Annotated in this window: 14 protein-coding genes; 9 read left to right on the plus strand and 5 right to left on the minus strand. The window is 41.3% G+C overall.

Annotation, left to right across the window (positions count from 1 at the left end; genetic code table 11):
• Positions 1–10: 10 nt before the first annotated feature.
• Entirely contained in the window at positions 11–763 is a 753-nt protein-coding gene (locus HWQ44_RS14815) for a dynamin family protein (protein ID WP_292719750.1), read from the minus strand.
• Positions 764–931: 168 nt separating this feature from the next.
• Here HWQ44_RS14815 and HWQ44_RS14820 point away from each other — a divergent pair, with 168 nt between their 5' ends.
• Positions 932–3,520, plus strand: a complete 2,589-nt coding sequence (locus HWQ44_RS14820; protein ID WP_292719752.1) for a DEAD/DEAH box helicase — start codon at positions 932–934, stop codon at positions 3,518–3,520.
• A gap of 57 nt (positions 3,521–3,577) precedes the next feature.
• On the opposite strand, the gene HWQ44_RS14825 is transcribed toward HWQ44_RS14820, so the two are convergent.
• Together HWQ44_RS14825 and HWQ44_RS14830 are read right to left on the minus strand one after the other, a co-directional pair.
• Entirely contained in the window at positions 3,578–3,925 is a 348-nt protein-coding gene (locus tag HWQ44_RS14825; RefSeq protein WP_229489850.1) for a hypothetical protein, read from the minus strand.
• Positions 3,926–3,931: 6 nt separating this feature from the next.
• Positions 3,932–4,294: a hypothetical protein gene (locus HWQ44_RS14830; RefSeq protein ID WP_292719756.1), complete on the minus strand. Its 363-nt coding sequence runs from the start codon at positions 4,292–4,294 to the stop codon at positions 3,932–3,934.
• Positions 4,295–4,553: 259 nt separating this feature from the next.
• Between HWQ44_RS14830 and HWQ44_RS14835 the strand changes: the two genes are divergently transcribed.
• From HWQ44_RS14835 to HWQ44_RS14865, 7 genes are all read left to right on the plus strand, one after another.
• Complete coding sequence (locus HWQ44_RS14835; RefSeq protein WP_292719758.1) at positions 4,554–4,943, plus strand: hypothetical protein; 390 nt, start codon at positions 4,554–4,556, stop codon at positions 4,941–4,943.
• Positions 4,940–5,278 (plus strand): type II toxin-antitoxin system RelE/ParE family toxin, encoded by a 339-nt coding sequence (locus tag HWQ44_RS14840; RefSeq protein ID WP_094344623.1) that lies wholly within the window; start codon positions 4,940–4,942, stop codon positions 5,276–5,278. Before HWQ44_RS14835 ends, HWQ44_RS14840 begins: the two co-directional genes overlap by 4 nt.
• Before the next feature lie 435 nt (positions 5,279–5,713).
• Entirely contained in the window at positions 5,714–6,436 is a 723-nt protein-coding gene (locus tag HWQ44_RS14845; protein ID WP_292719766.1) for a hypothetical protein, read from the plus strand.
• Between the two features lie 52 nt (positions 6,437–6,488).
• Positions 6,489–7,343, plus strand: coding sequence for a hypothetical protein (locus HWQ44_RS14850; protein WP_292719768.1), 855 nt, complete (start codon positions 6,489–6,491; stop codon positions 7,341–7,343).
• Positions 7,343–7,996 carry an N-6 DNA methylase gene (locus tag HWQ44_RS14855; protein ID WP_292719770.1) on the plus strand — a complete coding sequence of 218 codons (654 nt, stop codon included), beginning with the start codon at positions 7,343–7,345 and terminating at the stop codon, positions 7,994–7,996. The genes HWQ44_RS14850 and HWQ44_RS14855 overlap by 1 nt, the downstream gene beginning before the upstream one ends.
• A gap of 290 nt (positions 7,997–8,286) precedes the next feature.
• Positions 8,287–9,741, plus strand: a complete 1,455-nt coding sequence (locus HWQ44_RS14860) for a hypothetical protein (protein WP_292719815.1) — start codon at positions 8,287–8,289, stop codon at positions 9,739–9,741.
• A gap of 19 nt (positions 9,742–9,760) precedes the next feature.
• Positions 9,761–10,945 (plus strand): hypothetical protein, encoded by a 1,185-nt coding sequence (locus HWQ44_RS14865; RefSeq protein ID WP_292719772.1) that lies wholly within the window; start codon positions 9,761–9,763, stop codon positions 10,943–10,945.
• Positions 10,946–11,103: 158 nt separating this feature from the next.
• Here HWQ44_RS14865 and HWQ44_RS14870 read toward each other — a convergent pair whose 3' ends face one another.
• Entirely contained in the window at positions 11,104–12,969 is a 1,866-nt protein-coding gene (locus HWQ44_RS14870; protein ID WP_292719774.1) for a type IV secretion system DNA-binding domain-containing protein, read from the minus strand.
• A gap of 47 nt (positions 12,970–13,016) precedes the next feature.
• Positions 13,017–14,132 carry a WYL domain-containing protein gene (locus HWQ44_RS14875; protein WP_292719776.1) on the minus strand — a complete coding sequence of 372 codons (1,116 nt, stop codon included), beginning with the start codon at positions 14,130–14,132 and terminating at the stop codon, positions 13,017–13,019.
• 469 nt (positions 14,133–14,601) lie between these two features.
• Here HWQ44_RS14875 and HWQ44_RS14880 point away from each other — a divergent pair, with 469 nt between their 5' ends.
• Positions 14,602–15,486: a hypothetical protein gene (locus HWQ44_RS14880; protein ID WP_292719778.1), complete on the plus strand. Its 885-nt coding sequence runs from the start codon at positions 14,602–14,604 to the stop codon at positions 15,484–15,486.
• The last annotated feature ends 9 nt before the right edge of the window (positions 15,487–15,495 follow it).

The following is a 15,495-nucleotide window of genomic DNA, read 5'->3' on the forward strand; positions in this document are numbered from 1 at the left end:
CGGTTGATGGTTAAGAGGCTTGCTGCACCTTCTTAGATGTCAAATGGGTTCTATAGACTACAGCTGCATGAGCCGCTATATCCTCATATTCTCCATGTACTCCATATTTTTGCAAAGTATCGAAGCTTCCTGCGTGTACACAATACTTTTCACAACGTTCTTGGTCATCTAAAAGTAGTAAATCAATGATTTGCTTACCTTTTTCATCTTTTAGCCAAAAATCTTCATTAACAATCAATACATCTTCTTTGCACCATTTGGGACGGTCTTCTATATGACGGACAAATGTAATTACTCTTGTTGCTGGCTGATAACCAACTGGCAAATTTTTACTTCCCAACAAGGCGTTTGCCATGTGTGATTTACCAGCGTCGAAGCCTCCAGTCAAAACAACATTAGGCTTTTGTTTATACAGCTTAAGCTGTTGTTGGAAATCATGGGGGGTGGCTGGTGGTGTTGGTATATCTAGTTTGTCTACAGGAGGAGTATCACCAATGTACTGATTCAGTAAATTTAGTTTGCGATAAAGTTCAGTGTATGGAGTTCCTGGATCAATTCCTTTGAGTGGTGGTATTGGTGCTGACATAGCTGTAGCGAGGTCAATACCTAATATTTGCAGCCATTTCACTAAAAGCCCCATTGGAACGGTATCAGGAGCCTGCTCATAAAGATTAACTTGCATCTTAGAAATGTCCAAGGCATTAGCAACCTCTACTTGACCCATACCCGCGTTTTGACGATATCCCAGTAAGTCAATATTCATTCCTGTCGCTCTAATACATTAATAACATTCTCCATACTTAATATAAATATTACTCATTTGAATCAGTATGAACACTAAAATTAGAGACAACATAATGAATAAAGTACTAAATTTAGTATCACTCCCCCAATGGGGGATTTTTTAGGGCAGTGAGCGAAGACTACGACTATGACCACGCCCAACTACAATGCCTTACTACAAAGCTTTTGGACACCACCTCGTACACCCATTACAGAAAATTCCAACTCAAATAACCATCCTACTGAACCAACAGATATTGCTGAATTTCTAGGTGAAGATTTACTCTGGCAACAGACTATCCCTGCCAAAGAACCTAATCTGAAAAATATTCCTAATGACCTACCAAATAAATTAATTAAAGCACTTCACTCATTAGGAATCACCCAACTTTACTCTCACCAACTTCAAGCCTTACAAGCAATTAGACAAGGTAAAAGTTTAATCCTCACCTCTCCCACAGCCAGTGGCAAAACTCTCAGCACATACCCCGCCATTCTGGAAGGTTGTATCAATGAAGAACATCGAGCATTAGCATTTTATGGACTACGAGCATTAGCACTAGACCAGTTCCACAAAATCTCTGAATTACTCTCTACCATACCCACACAATCCAGACCTATACTGGCAATGATCACTGGAGATATCAAATCAGAAAAACGAGAACAAATCCTCAAGAGTGAACCGCATATATTAGGTGTCACACCAGAATTAATCCACTTTCAACTCAAGCAAGCCTGGAAATCCGCGCATTGGGCAAACTTTTATCAGCGATTGCGCTATGTACTGCTTGACGAAGCTCACACCCTCTCAGGTAGCTATGGCGCAAATATGTCCTGGCTGATTCGTCGCATTAAACTAGCAGTAGATCATTACGGTGGTGACTCCAAGAAACTGCAATTTATCTTCCTGAGTGCCACTTGTGGTAATCCTAAACAACTGGCTCTGAAAATCTCCGGCTTAAAACCAACTAAACTCAACCCCAAACCCCTAATTTGGATTCGCAAAAGTGGAGCCGCTTCACCATCTAGACAAATAATTGTCACTCAGCCCAGTTACAATTTGACTGGTGATACCGCTCGAATAATTCAATTTTTGCTTAATCAAGGTAAATCAGGTATCGCCTTTTGTAACTCCCGACGCAGTGTGCGGGAACTAACAGAATTACTCAAATCAAACCAAGTAGCTGCATTCTACAGTGGCATTACTTCTGAGCGTCGCGCAGAAGTAGTTGACCAACTCCAGTCTGGCACAATCAAATGGATTGTTGCCACAGAAGCATTAGAAGCTGGAATTGACCTACCAGAATTAGAATGTTGCATTTTGCGTGGCTGGCCTGGTTCCAAAATGGCATACCAACAACGCAGTGGCCGCGCCGGACGTTCTCAGTCTGGACTGACAGTGCTACTTCCCAATGCTCTCAATCCCATAGACTGCTATGTAGCAGAACATCCAGAAATGCTGGTATCGCCAGAAGCTGAGGAAGTATTCTTTAATGACGAATATCCCATCTTTGCTGCTAAACATTTGATGTGTGCAGCGGCAGAAACTGGTATTCCTACTAATAAAATCAAGCACTACTTTGGCACAGCAGCTTACGAGGTAGCAAAACTCCTGTTAGCCCAAGGGCATCTAAATAAAGGTCGTAATGGACTGTGGGCAAAAGGCTATCCCCATAAAGATGTTAACTTTCGGGGTGGCTTATCCCAAACTACCATCAAGCTAGTAGATGCAGAAACTGGGGAAGAACTAGAGGAAATCTCAGAAGATATTGCTCACCGAGAAGTCCATCCCCAAGCCATCTACAAACGACAAGATGCCAATGGACGAATGCTGACTTATCAGTGCATCTCCCTTGACTTGAACAGCAAGCAAGCAATTTTAAAACAGACAGCAGATAGTCCACTGTTTACAGTTGCAGTTACAGAATCAGAAACCAGTAGCCTAACAGTGCTGACAGATCCGGTGAAGTTACCATTGCTGTTTTCTCAAGTCAGTGATGTTGATGACTGTCAGGAATACTTAACCCTGGAACTTAGTTTTGGTGAAGTTAAACACATTACCAGTGGTTACAGTTTAATGACCCAAATCTATGAGCAGACTTGTTTGAACAAGCGGTGTCTTAACTACAAAGAGACGCTACCTAAAGAACGTTGTTGTCCGCTTTGTAGCAAACTCACACGCAAAGCTGTAATTGTGAAAACCCTGTCAGAAGAAAAGTTTGAGCAGTCTTTCCGTACTCAATTTTCCGCACCAATGGTCAAAGTAGCAATTAACTCAAATGCGCGGGAATACCTCCAGCACAATGCCTTGGAAACTAGAACCAATTTAACCCGCAGTGGAGAACCGATTCCACCAGGCTATCAACAATTGTGGGAATATTCCAGTACCTTGATTGCTATCCACAGCTTTGGGCATCAAATTATGAGAGCGTTACAGCTGGTGGCTAGAGTTGACCCAAAACAAGTGAATTTTACAGTAGTGAAGGAGTTAGGGGAAAGTAACAATTACACAGGCTATTTCTATGATACCAGTGATGGTGGTAATGGTGCGGCTGAAGCTGTGTTTAAGCATTTGCCAAAACTTGCTGGTGCTGCTAAAGCGATCGCACGAGATTGCAATTGCGATACTGGCTGTGCCAAGTGCCTAATTCAACATGGTTGCCCTGATGGTAACACTGCTTTATTAAAGCAACTGGGTTTAGTGTTATTAGATGCGATCGCTTCCACCGGGGCGTAGCCCTACACTTGATGTTTGACACGAGTATCGTCGTAGACATCGCTCAAATTCCAGATTTTATTGTCCCAGATACTCAATCACTGCCTCCAAGTCTGCAATCGCCCGATTAAATCGATTGAGCATTGCTTCTGCTACTTCTGGTTGAGCGTTGACAGTCGGTAGTTTTTCTCTTACCACACCTTTTAGTGCTTCTAGCCACAGCGACAAATTTGTATGTCGAACTGCTGTCAACAATCCCATATTGGTGAGAACAGACAAATGAAACCCAAGTTGGTCTTGTCCACCATAACCCAAATATCCGTTGCTCAGTTCCAACTTTTCTGGAGTAAATTCAAAATACTGGTCAGAGGTAATACCAGCAGATTCTAGTTTGGGTTGTGGTAATGGAGGTTGGGATTGAGTCATTATCAGTTAGGATTGTTGTACAGCAGGTAATTTTGATATTTGCAAAACACTGTCTGACCAAGTGCCAAGTTCTTGAATAATCTGGTTTTTAGCATCTGTGTTATTCCAGGCTTGTTCCCAGTTAAACAGCCAGCGTGTGAGAAACCTTCCTAAGTTTGCTAACTCAAAAGCATTGTCAATATCTATATCTGGGGCTATCCACTCAAGAAAATACATAGTCTCTCTAATCAGGCTTTTGACCACATCCTCATGCGTAGAGTCACTGAAAAGTTGACTTATCCGTGCTAAGTTAGTTGCCAATTTTCCCAATCTAACAGGAATACTATCTTGCACAAAGGTTTCTTGCTCATAAGTTAAGCCACTATTCATCCCAGAAACTCCATAAGAATTTGGGACACAATTTGTTTAATCTTTTTGTTTAATCTTAACGCCCATAATTTTCATTGAACGATTAATGTTTTAATAAGATATGCGTTAGCCGTACTCCGCAGGAGTTGCAAGCTACGCGGAGCGTCTCCAAGAGTTGGCTTTGGCGTACCCTTCCTTACAGGGAAGCAAGCTACGCGTAGCGTCTCTAAAAGTTGCCATCGCTTGCAGCTTAATTTTACAGGTATCTAGAATTAGCGCGATGTCTACAACGGGCGTAGCTGAAGCACTCCCACAGTTGAGCAGTCCGCTTTATCCAATCTATGAGGTGCGACGCCGAGTAGCCCAGAGCAGGCATCGCTATAATAAAACCAGTATCACGCTCGGAAAACTCACAATGTCCATTACACTTGATCTGCCACCGAAAGTTGAGGCACTGCTGCGACAGCGTGCTGAAAGTACTGGACAAGATATTTCGCAAATGGCGCTAGCGGTGCTGACTTTAGGACTGAGTTTGGACGATCAAGATTTTTTTGAGGCTTTAAAGGGAATCCAACGTGGGCTTGATGATTTTGAGCAAGGACAGTTTTCGAGTTTAGAGGACTTCATTGCTGAACAAAATCAGAAATATGGATTGTCTCTTGAAGCATGACGTACCGCATTGATTTCTCTAGCATTGCGAAAGCCGAAGCGGATGCCGCATTCTTAAGTTTTTCTCAGTTTACCACAGATGAACGCGCGCAACTCTGGTATCAAGGGCTGATTAAAGCAATCGTCTCTCTGCAAGAAATGCCTCGGCGCTGTCCAATCGCTCGAGAGGATGCCTTCTTTAGTCAAGAAATTCGTCAGCTTCTTTACGGGCAAGGAAAACAAACCTATCGTATTCTATTTACGGTTCTTGAAGATCAGCCTGTTCCAACGGTGAGAATTCTCCATATTCGTCATGGCGCACAGAAGACAATTGGTGAGCCGGAAGTAGAGGATTGATCATATTGACACTCCATCCACAATATCTTCCTCAAGATATGGAGTTGGCGATCGCCTTTCGCAGAAAAACAACATTTGTAACAAATAAAGAAGTAATGAGAGCAATAAAAATAAAACGGAGCGATGGCAACTCTTAGAGACGCTACGCGTAGCAAGCTTTTGAGTAAGGGTACGCCAAAGCCTTTGGCTAACGCTAATTGTTGCTCTAATAGACTGAATAATATCCAAAATGACAATACAATACTGCTTCAGATTTAGTGCAGTAATTTTACAGTTCTTATTAGATGTGCTTTATTTACCTGATATTAGCCGTACTATCACTGAGTGCATAGCAATCAACCGCCGAACAATCTGATCGATCTCTAAATATAGCTGTAATCAATGACTGCCTGACGAATAGGTGTATGTCCTTGATTGACAGCTAATTCTTGTATCTTGGCTGTACGTATAATTAATTTGCAGCTTACCGCTGCATTGGAGAGATGTTATATTCTCTCCACCATGCCAGTAATTAATCTTGCCGATATTCAACAAATTACTAAAACACAGCAACAAGTCCTATTCTCCAGTCAAAAATATCATCCAAATCGCTCTGCCTTTGACTCTATAGTTGCAGATAACTTCTCTTTGGTGATGAGACAACTATTTTTAGGACTGACTGTAGAACCTTTATTAAATGCCTATCCTCAAATTGCTCAGTGGGTTGATCAAATACAGGAACTTGCACCGGAAATTTTTCAATCTCGGAAAAAGTTATTAGTCGATAATCCAGTTATTGCACCTCTTGCAATTAATGACGATAAGCATTTTATTCAAGTATTAACAAATATAGCATTTAAACAAGGTATTCCCAGGCTTTATGAATGGGCTATACGCCATCCATATTTAAGCTGGCAAGACCGGGTAAAGTTGTGGACTACGGCTAGACAATACTCAGTTTCTCCTAACCACATACAACTCGTAGTTTTAGCATTACATCCTGTTAAACCAGCCCAAAGATTAAATGTACGCTGGAATAAAAAGGATCAGATGCAGACTGAAAAATGGTTAATTAAACTACTGACTCAATCTCCAGATAACAAATCACAATCAAACATAGTCATTCCTGAGTTATCGTCAATGGTCAATTTAGAAGCTATTCCAGAAGTCAAGATTTAAGAGGCTAATGCCTCTGCCATTGGCAAATAAATGCTTATTACAGATAACACCAATGGTACTCAAATCAACTGTTGAACATGGATGGCTACTATCAAAACTACTGAAATTAGATGATGAATATCAAGGTAGGTGGGAGCAATGGCGATGGACAATGCAAACTGGAGAACTGCCTAAAGAAATACCACAAACTGAGTTTTTAGACTTGGGACATCCTCAAGTTTTACAGATGCTCTCAAGCTGTCTGCAATCTATTCCTACAGGTGGATGTGGCAGTCCTTCCAGATTTATTCCCTATTTCACTGACTGGTTACTTTATGCTCTAGGGCATCCCAGCATTGCTAAATTGCCTCATGAGCCAGAGGGATGTAACGGTGCGAGTAATCGTCTTATTCAAGAACTGGAACTGAAGCTTTTGATTTCTTGTCCCTTCGATTACTTCGGTAATTTATTGGCTGCTAATCGTTACGGGCAATCAAGAGCTAAATTCTATCCTACTCCTACTTGGACAGCCAGGACAATGGCTATTGCAGTAGTTAAGAGTTCTGCTGCAATAGCACCATTTCATATATATGAACCAGCACTTGGTACAGGAAGATTAGCATTGGAAATGTCCAATTATGCCATCAGTTTGACAGGCTGGGAGTGGGATTCGCTACTAATAAAAATAGCAAGTTTAAACTTCATGCTTTACGCTCCCTACTTGGCATTGCCTATTCCTAGTTTGGGTGGAGATTTAGTCATCGGAGACACCCTGACTGGCAAGGGTATTTCTTTTATCCGACCAAATCTAAAATATGAAACTTCTGCATCAACACCTAAACCGAAGCTAAATAATAGTTTGCTGATTAATGGTATCAAATACGAAAATACTAAAGCAGAAAATATGTTACAAGGAAGTTTGTTTTGATGGAAATTAAAATTACTGAGTGGCAACAACTATTTCAAAATTGTGTCATTAATCCTCCTCTGCCAATTTCCTTGCCTACTGTAGCACTTGCCAATCCTCCCTATTGCAAAATTAATCTCACTTCCGATTCAGAACTAGCCCGATTTGAGATGGCTTATAAATGGATAAAACACGGAGATGGAAGCTACATTATTACATCCAAGTTGAAAACCCAAGCAGAACAAGAGTGCTTATTTGTAGAACAGTGTTTAAATCAATTACAACCTGGTGAAATAGTCTGTATCTTGGTGTCTAATGTAATTCTGTCTTCATCTAACCAAGCACACTTTCGCAGATGGCTATTAGAAGACATGGCTTTGCTAATTGCTTCCATTCAGTTACCTACAGAGAACTTTCAGGTAGAATGTGGATTGGGAATTATCACCAGCTTTTTAATTCTTCAGCGCAAAGGTGGAGATTTACCAGTACCAAAAGATTACTCAATCTTTATGGCAGTTGCAGATAAAATTGGTTTTGATAGTCGAGGCCGTCGTCTGTTTCGTCCAATGACAAATGGGCAACAAACCCAAGAAATTGATAGTGATTTACCTCTGATTCTAGAAAAGTTCAAAAAGTTTCTTAAAGAGGTATGGCAAAATAATGTTGAGAAATAGCACTTGCTGTCTATTAGCGCCGTCAAAGTTATCTATGCAGTATATGGGGAAATTAAGGACGTGTCTCATGAATTTGCAGACTTACTTTATAGAGATTAAAACCTCAGTATACTTAGTAAGATTTAAGTCAGATTCCTATAGCTATTTTCTAATCTAGAACTTAAAATAGTCGTTAATACTGTTTGCGGGACTTTGGTGCGACTTCCGAACCTAGCCTGTAACGCTATCCTAGCTTGTCGTGTCGTCATTCCCCGAACAGTACCCCCTTCAAAAAAGCCACTATGCCAACAATGGACATTAATCGGGCGAACCAGCATCAGCAAGTGGCAAGGGAAGATTTAGTCATGTTTATTAATGCCTGCCTCTCCTGCACAGGACAGCGTGAGTTCTATGGTGATGGTTATGGGCAGCGCGTATCTATTGACTTTTTGCACGACTATATTTTAGGTAATTACCGCTTACTCTATACCCGGACATTGGCAGCAGGGATTAACCACTTCAACCAAGCGCAAATTATCCTCAAATTACTAGCAACAGGAAAACATACACCCCCTGAACATCGACAAGAAGAAGGTGCATTAATTGCCGCAGCATTAACAGCCCTACCACCACAACGAGGTTGGGAGGTATTGCAACAATTGCGGAAAAGAAGTATTAACAATCGTCGTAGCAGAGCGATCGCTCGTGATTATCTCCAGCAAAAACGTGACATCAACTTTGATGCTGTTAAGTATCGCTCCAAATTTCGAGCTATAGCCTCCCATGCTCACCTCACCCTACCAGGGGAATTAGGTAATTTTCTCTTTGGTAAATGGAAACAGCAAGTTTATCAAACAGAATTATTCGAGACATTTCGCCAAGCACACTATAGCGCTCAAGCAGTTTATCAACTACCCTTTACAGTTGCCGAAGGTTTAGCAGCAAAACACGGAATTAAACAAGAGGTCTTTTTATCCCGTATTCAAGAGCAAATGACTTTGAATGAAAAATTGCGCTTTCAAAGTTCAGCCAACCGCACAGAAGTAGAAATCGACATTAATTTAGGTCGTCTCCCCCTAACTCGTTTGGCACTGTATATCTTATCTTTGCCATTGGATACTCGCAAACAGCAGTGGGATATATTAAACCAAGCATTAGAGAAATCTGCTGCCTTCACATTAAGAAAATCACCCCTAAAACTAGGACGAGTAGCCGCAGTTCTAGATTGCAGCTACTCTAGTTCCGGTTCAGCCGAAAAACATCGTCGTCCTCTAGGGGTAGCTTTAGCTACTCATTACTTACTAAAAGCAGCATCCCAGGAATACCAAGCTTTTTGGACAGCATCAACCAGCGATCCACTGCTGATTCTACCTCGTGGACAAACAGACCTAGCTACTCCCCTACTGGATGCTTTGGACTGGGGCGCAGATTTAGTAGTACTTGTAACCGATGGTTGGGAAAACGATCCCCCCAGTGGAGCCTCGGAAATTCTACGTGTATATCGCGATCGTTTAGACCCGAAACAAAAAACTTCGATTATTCATTGCAATCCTGTTTACAATGCCGATGACTTTTCTTTACACCCCCTTAGTCCCACAATTCCCACAGTAGGATTACGAGATGCAGAAGATTTACCTACGATGTTGGGCTTTGCTCGGTTTGCTGAAGGTACTGCATCTTTAGCCGAATTGGAATCATATTTAGCAGAGCGAGTCAAGCAAATGTTAAGCGATATAGCAACAAAAACTCCTAAACTCCAAGACTGATAAATCTTGAGCGGCAATTATGGCATCCAAACGCAATTTGTTAACAGACATATCACTCAAAGGACTAGAAATTGCTCCTTCTCAAATACGGGGAGCAGTGCGAATTGTGCCATTATTGCGCCATCAAGTACGTAATGACTTGCGCTTGCTGCGTCGTAGCTACGATGAAGATTTAGCAGTTGTTTCCTTAGCGGGAGAAATGACAGCACCCGGAATGAAATATTTTTCCTATGTTCCTCACGGGCTAGTGTTGTCTTGGACTAATGACGGCAGCCCTGTAGGGGCTTTTGGAGGACAGCTTTTTAAAACAGATGGTAAACAGCTAAACTATGCTTGTGCCAGTGTCCGGTTAATGCAGCGGATGGTGAAGCGGGAATCTAGTAACCAACTGAGATTTTTGCCACTCCACTTGGCAATGGAAGGCTTTTTATCAATGTTCTTTTCTGGCCCTGATATCGCCTGGAGTGAATATTCTAAGTATGCCCTTTCTCATGGGCTGGGTAGCCGAATGGAAAGCTCTTTTAGTGGACGTTACATTGCTGGACTTGAAGATGCTTTGCGGGTATTTGAAATTCACTCTCGACAGGTTGGGGTATTGGTATTTGTTGCCGAAGCATTAGCATCAGCTTTTGTAGTACCGACACCAGAGGACTATCGACTTTTGCACAATAGCTTGTTAGAAGATTTCTATGGTGAATTATTGTACCAATACGCTTTACTGCACGATACAACTTTGACCATGAGTGTATCTTTAGATGAGTCAAAAATTAATGATTTAACAGCTTTGAGAGCAGCAGTACAAAATATGCGTTCAGATTGGGCATCGTTTCAGGGTTTCATGGCCGAGGGACTGTTAGGACGCAAGTTAATTTCCCAAAAAGTCTATACTGCTGGTTCGTTCATGTTACAAAGATTTATTACTGACCTCAACCCCAACGAAGAAAATCATATTGGAGAAGCGATTATTCGAGAGAATGGTGAATTGGAGTATTTGAAGACTTATCGATTATCAGTAATGCAGACTCGCCGAGTTTATTTGCTGAGTCAGTTAGCGCAGCATAATTGGAATTTGGATGCTACAGCTAGTAAATTGGGCAATACACGAGAGGAATTTGTGCTGCGTTTAGAAAAGGTGGGTTTTGGTTATTTGCTCAATGCAGAAGTACGACAAGCAGCATTGAAAAAAGTCAAGGGTAAAAGGTGATATTGTCTTGCTAAGATTCAGCATTAATTTGTAAAAATTTAATTTCAATACATTCGCCAATTTCCGAAAGAGTAAGCTATCGCGCGTATAACTTGCACTTTTTTGGGTCTGTAACCATTGGTAACTCTGTAATGCTCTTCTTAAAAGCTACCAGCCTCTTATCCTTGCAATCCGGGTGTTTGATAAACTCGTGCTGGGAAATTTTCTAAAACATCAGTTTCACTGCTACTAGACTCATGTGCAGGTGCTACATCTTCTTCTGGTAATGGCAACATCCGCGCGGCTGACTCAATCCGTTCATGTAATGCTTGTGTTAGCGTTTTAAGATCAGGAATTATCACCTGACTTTCTAAAGCAGGTTTAACTTGTGTGTCCCAAAGAGTTTCACTATCATGCGCTCGTTTTTCATCGGCTTTGGACACGGGAATAATTAAAGGATAAGGAATAGAAGCTTGTCCCTCGGAACTGTAACCAGGACTGGTAATTACGCACTTACCTTGAGGAAATTTCAAAATTTCGTCAGCACTGATTACAGGCATTTTTTGCAAATTCTCACTCCAGCTAATTGAACGGCTCATTTGTCCGCCAAGCGATCGCCCAGTGGTACGATTTTTAATCAGCACTTCCTTCTCACCGTAACGCTTTGAGTAATCCTCAGCCGTTTTGTAGTTACCAGGATTGAACAAAACATGGGTACTACAAGCAGAAGCGATCGCACTTCCCATCTTATCTCCATAAATATCGTAAAGTTGCTCTAAACTTTGGATACCCAGAATAAAGCAGGCACCATTGGAACGATATTCATTAATCCACTGCGGTAATCTGTCCAACTTAATTGATGGTAATTCATCCAAAGAAATAATCAACGGGTCTTTGCGGGGACGGCTTAAATTACCGACAATCATCAAGTGCATTGCCGCCGCCAGCAGAGGCCCAACCACACTGCGGCGTTCATCATCTAGCTTGAACACCACCATCTCTCTACCTTCAAGCTTAGTAGGAATATCCGATTTCCCTATAAATGCCCTCAGCAAATCAGCTTGGATGAAAGATGAGAAAGTACCTGCTGCTGTGGTCAAAATCCCCGAAATAGTCTTCTCTGCATCCTTGGCACTCAAAAATTGAATAAATGAAGTCGCTACCCATTCATCCAACCTTTTTGACTGTACCGCATGGTCAAGACGTTGTACCAGTTTTGGCAACCGCAGCACAGCATACAGCATCGCCATATCTGGGTAAGGAGAACCCTTAACTAACTGTAAAAGTGCTTTAGCTAACAAGTCCCCGGCTTTAGCAAAGAACTCATCACTTTTACCACCACTGGAAGCATTGCGGTTAATCACTTGTCCAATTTCTCCTGCCATTACCCCATCGCGTGCATCACGCATATAATCCAAAGGATTGATCACACCGCTAAAGGGTTCACCGGGGGCAAATACTCGTACTTTATAGCCATAACGTGCAGCTAGGGGTGCATGGAGTCGTAGTTGGTCGCCCTTCTTGTCATAGAGTAAAATCGGAAAACCTTGCTGCATAGCACTTTCTAACATCCGGTCTATGGTAGAGTAGGTTTTACCAGACCCAGGCGCACCTATTACCAGTGTTCCCCTTTCGGCATTGGGAAACCAAACACTAGGAGATGCACCTAACATTGTTTGCAGATTAGTAATTAGCGATCGCCACTTGCCTTTTACCCAATAGCGAGGAGTACCAGACCATAGGGTAACTTTATTGTGTTTATGCTCCTTGATTTGCTTGAGTGCTAGGTTAGTTGCTGCTAGTTTCTCGCTGATACCGGAGACTTTACCAGTGGTGATTTTTCCTTTACCAGTACCACTGATTTGCAACAACAGTATAACGAACAGTATTCCACCTACCATCATCCAACCTTGGGGATTGTTATACTGTTGAAACAACTTGCCAAAGTCAATGCTAGCCAGAGGTGCTTGGAAGGATGAGACTTCAATTAATGTTGAGTTAGCAGTGATCTGGTTGTGTGGTAGATTTTTCTGGTAAATGTTCATAGCAGTTAAGTAGGCATTTAGCAGAAATTTTAGCTACCAAGTCAAAGCTAAAGTATTGACCTTCTGGACATTTTTTTACGATAAACCCAACGGCTAAATTCCGTCAGCGATCGCGATGGAAGTTTGAGTCTGTAATCTAGGTAGCTTGGTTTTCCATCTGGAGTTTTCGCTCCAAAAGAAATTTTCTGGCTTTTATGGCGTTTTTCGCCTTCTTGAATAAACACCATAACATCAGGAAAGAAGCGCACGGTTACTTTAACAAAATCTAATTTTCCCTGTCGCTCTAAACTTTGTTCCTCTTGTTTACCTAAATATAACCCCCAGCCATTCTCCAGTAGTTGATGTGCGACTTGGAGGCTTTGCCATTGTTCTGTTGAATCCCGTCCTTTAGAGTCAAGCAACTTAAAGTGTTCGGTAAACCTATCCAACCTTGAGATAGCTAAATGTCCATTCTGACAATCTTCATGCAATAGATACCAAGCTATATCTGAATAGATAAGTTGTAAAGGGTAAATATTTAAAAACTCAGTAATACCTTTTTGATAAGCATTACGACTGCGGTAAATTTCTATTGCCTGGCCTCGAATAATAGCGCTTTCTAGCTGTTCTAGTTTTTCAAAAAGGGTGCCGCGATACTTACTATCAGCCATCATTTCTTGCGGGTCAGTGTAAATAATTGCTCGATTGATTTGCGCCCGCACTGGATAGGCAAATTGGTCTGCTAAGTTCAGTCCCCGCAATCGTCGCATCAATATTTGATAAATTTTGTTAACTTGCGGATCTTGTTGATATTTTGCTTGAGAACTCAAGGCATTGAACGCAACCTGTAATTCTACCCGACTCATTGCACCAGTCCCCAGATAATAACCCCAACGATACATACGGTTGTCTAGGATATTGTAGTGACGCAATGTCCGCAAATCTTTTCGCAGCGTGTGTAGTGAGTAAGCTGGCAAATCAATACCGCAGTCACGAGCAACTTCCTGCAAACGCACCGACACCTCAGTAAGTGCATCATGATAACCCCCAGATTTTGTATCGATTGAATCATTAAAATCACTGCCGCCCACTCCGGGATAACGCACAAAAGTCGCAATCAGTAGCATCAACCGTTCAAACGCCTGGAGGTCAGTATAAAGATGAGCAATAGACTTCTTGGGCATTTTGACCTGTCAAGTAAAAGAAAATATTCAACTAGTACTTAAATTAACCTCTCAAAGCTCTACTAGTCTTGCTTTTTAGGTAATTTTAAATAATCAAATAAATACTCGGATTTAATGGATTTCTTGAAATCCCTTTTGCTACTATGCAGTTTATACAAGGTAAATCAAGGCATTCAGCCTACATTGCACTCAAACGGCACAAGTACTAGACCGATATCTTAAATAGATAATTTTCCGCGTAAATTGTAGATATAGTGTAAAAATAGTTACTTAAAACCCTTTGCAGGGAATCTTAAGTATAAAGATACTTTTTTGTCAGGGCAGCAACCGAACTTTGTTGGTTGTCTGGTTAGTAAAAATTGAACAAGAAAGCAGAGGGAAAAAGGCAGAAGGGATAAATCCCTTCTCCGATTGCCCGATAGCCCAGCGTTAGCGACGCAGTTTAACTAAGTTAGTTATCTACTAAACAATGACTACTTTTAACTTCTCTATACCAAGACAAACGCAACATCTTTGGCAAACAATTTCGTCACATTGGTCTCATTATAATCGTCCAGATAAACAGCGATTTTTGGGTAGCATTCAGATTAGTCAAAAAGCCACAGACCAAGTTTTAGATGTTGTAGGCTATAACTTGAGCAACCTAAGTACAGTTACTTATAATAAGTTATATGAAAGATTCGATGAACCTGAGCAGAACTGGCTGAAAATTCTAACCTTTGCTCTATCTGAGTATGCATATTATTATTCAAGCGTTGAAGAAAAATTTTGGTATGGTTTTTGTCAAAGGTTAAAACTTTCGTGTAATCAAAGTTTAGAGAAGACACTACGTCGGATCGTTGGTGAAGGGTTTGACCTACTTGGTCTTGTCAAAGCTAAAGGAGGGTATCCCTATGTATCAACCTTATGGCTGCAAAGTGGTATTCCTCAACAAAACCTCAATCATTTTGCCCACTTAGTTCAGGAATTCTCAAATGAATATGGATGGTGGGAAATTGCCCATAGCTCATGTGAAGATATTTCTGAAGAACTGTTTGATTTTTGTCACGAAAAGCATCCTCAATGGACTACTCTAATTCATTTTCTTAAATCTAGTTGCCCGCAGAAAGAAAACGAGGAAGTTGAACCAATATCCGGGCAGTTACTTCAAGGTATTGCTATTATTGCTGTTGAACTTGAACGTCAAGGAACATTACCTGAAACGCTGAAAGATGACAATGAGCGCGAAAAGCTGCTGAGAAACTATTACTTACCAAACAATTTTTTCTTGAGGGACTGGAACAGTTTAATTCAGGTTTTAACTCCTAAACAGCGTCGTTTTGGTAATAAAAGCATCAGATTATTTCGCTGCTAGTTTCAAGTC

This window comes from Nostoc sp. JL34 (assembly GCF_017114945.1).
Taxonomy (GTDB): Bacteria; Cyanobacteriota; Cyanobacteriia; order Cyanobacteriales; family Nostocaceae; genus Nostoc.

Coding starts and splice junctions, on each gene's coding strand:
- HWQ44_RS14870 (WP_292719774.1), bottom strand. CDS start 12,969: ATGAACATTTACCAGAAAAATCTACCACACAACCAGATCACTGCTAAC.
- HWQ44_RS14835 (WP_292719758.1), top strand. CDS start 4,554: ATGTCTACAACGGGCGTAGCTGAAGCACTCCCACAGTTGAGCAGTCCG.
- HWQ44_RS14840 (WP_094344623.1), top strand. CDS start 4,940: ATGACGTACCGCATTGATTTCTCTAGCATTGCGAAAGCCGAAGCGGAT.
- HWQ44_RS14855 (WP_292719770.1), top strand. CDS start 7,343: ATGGAAATTAAAATTACTGAGTGGCAACAACTATTTCAAAATTGTGTC.
- HWQ44_RS14880 (WP_292719778.1), top strand. CDS start 14,602: ATGACTACTTTTAACTTCTCTATACCAAGACAAACGCAACATCTTTGG.
- HWQ44_RS14830 (WP_292719756.1), bottom strand. CDS start 4,294: ATGAATAGTGGCTTAACTTATGAGCAAGAAACCTTTGTGCAAGATAGT.
- HWQ44_RS14860 (WP_292719815.1), top strand. CDS start 8,287: ATGGACATTAATCGGGCGAACCAGCATCAGCAAGTGGCAAGGGAAGAT.
- HWQ44_RS14825 (WP_229489850.1), bottom strand. CDS start 3,925: ATGACTCAATCCCAACCTCCATTACCACAACCCAAACTAGAATCTGCT.
- HWQ44_RS14820 (WP_292719752.1), top strand. CDS start 932: ATGACCACGCCCAACTACAATGCCTTACTACAAAGCTTTTGGACACCA.
- HWQ44_RS14865 (WP_292719772.1), top strand. CDS start 9,761: ATGGCATCCAAACGCAATTTGTTAACAGACATATCACTCAAAGGACTA.
- HWQ44_RS14875 (WP_292719776.1), bottom strand. CDS start 14,132: ATGCCCAAGAAGTCTATTGCTCATCTTTATACTGACCTCCAGGCGTTT.
- HWQ44_RS14815 (WP_292719750.1), bottom strand. CDS start 763: ATGAATATTGACTTACTGGGATATCGTCAAAACGCGGGTATGGGTCAA.
- HWQ44_RS14850 (WP_292719768.1), top strand. CDS start 6,489: ATGGTACTCAAATCAACTGTTGAACATGGATGGCTACTATCAAAACTA.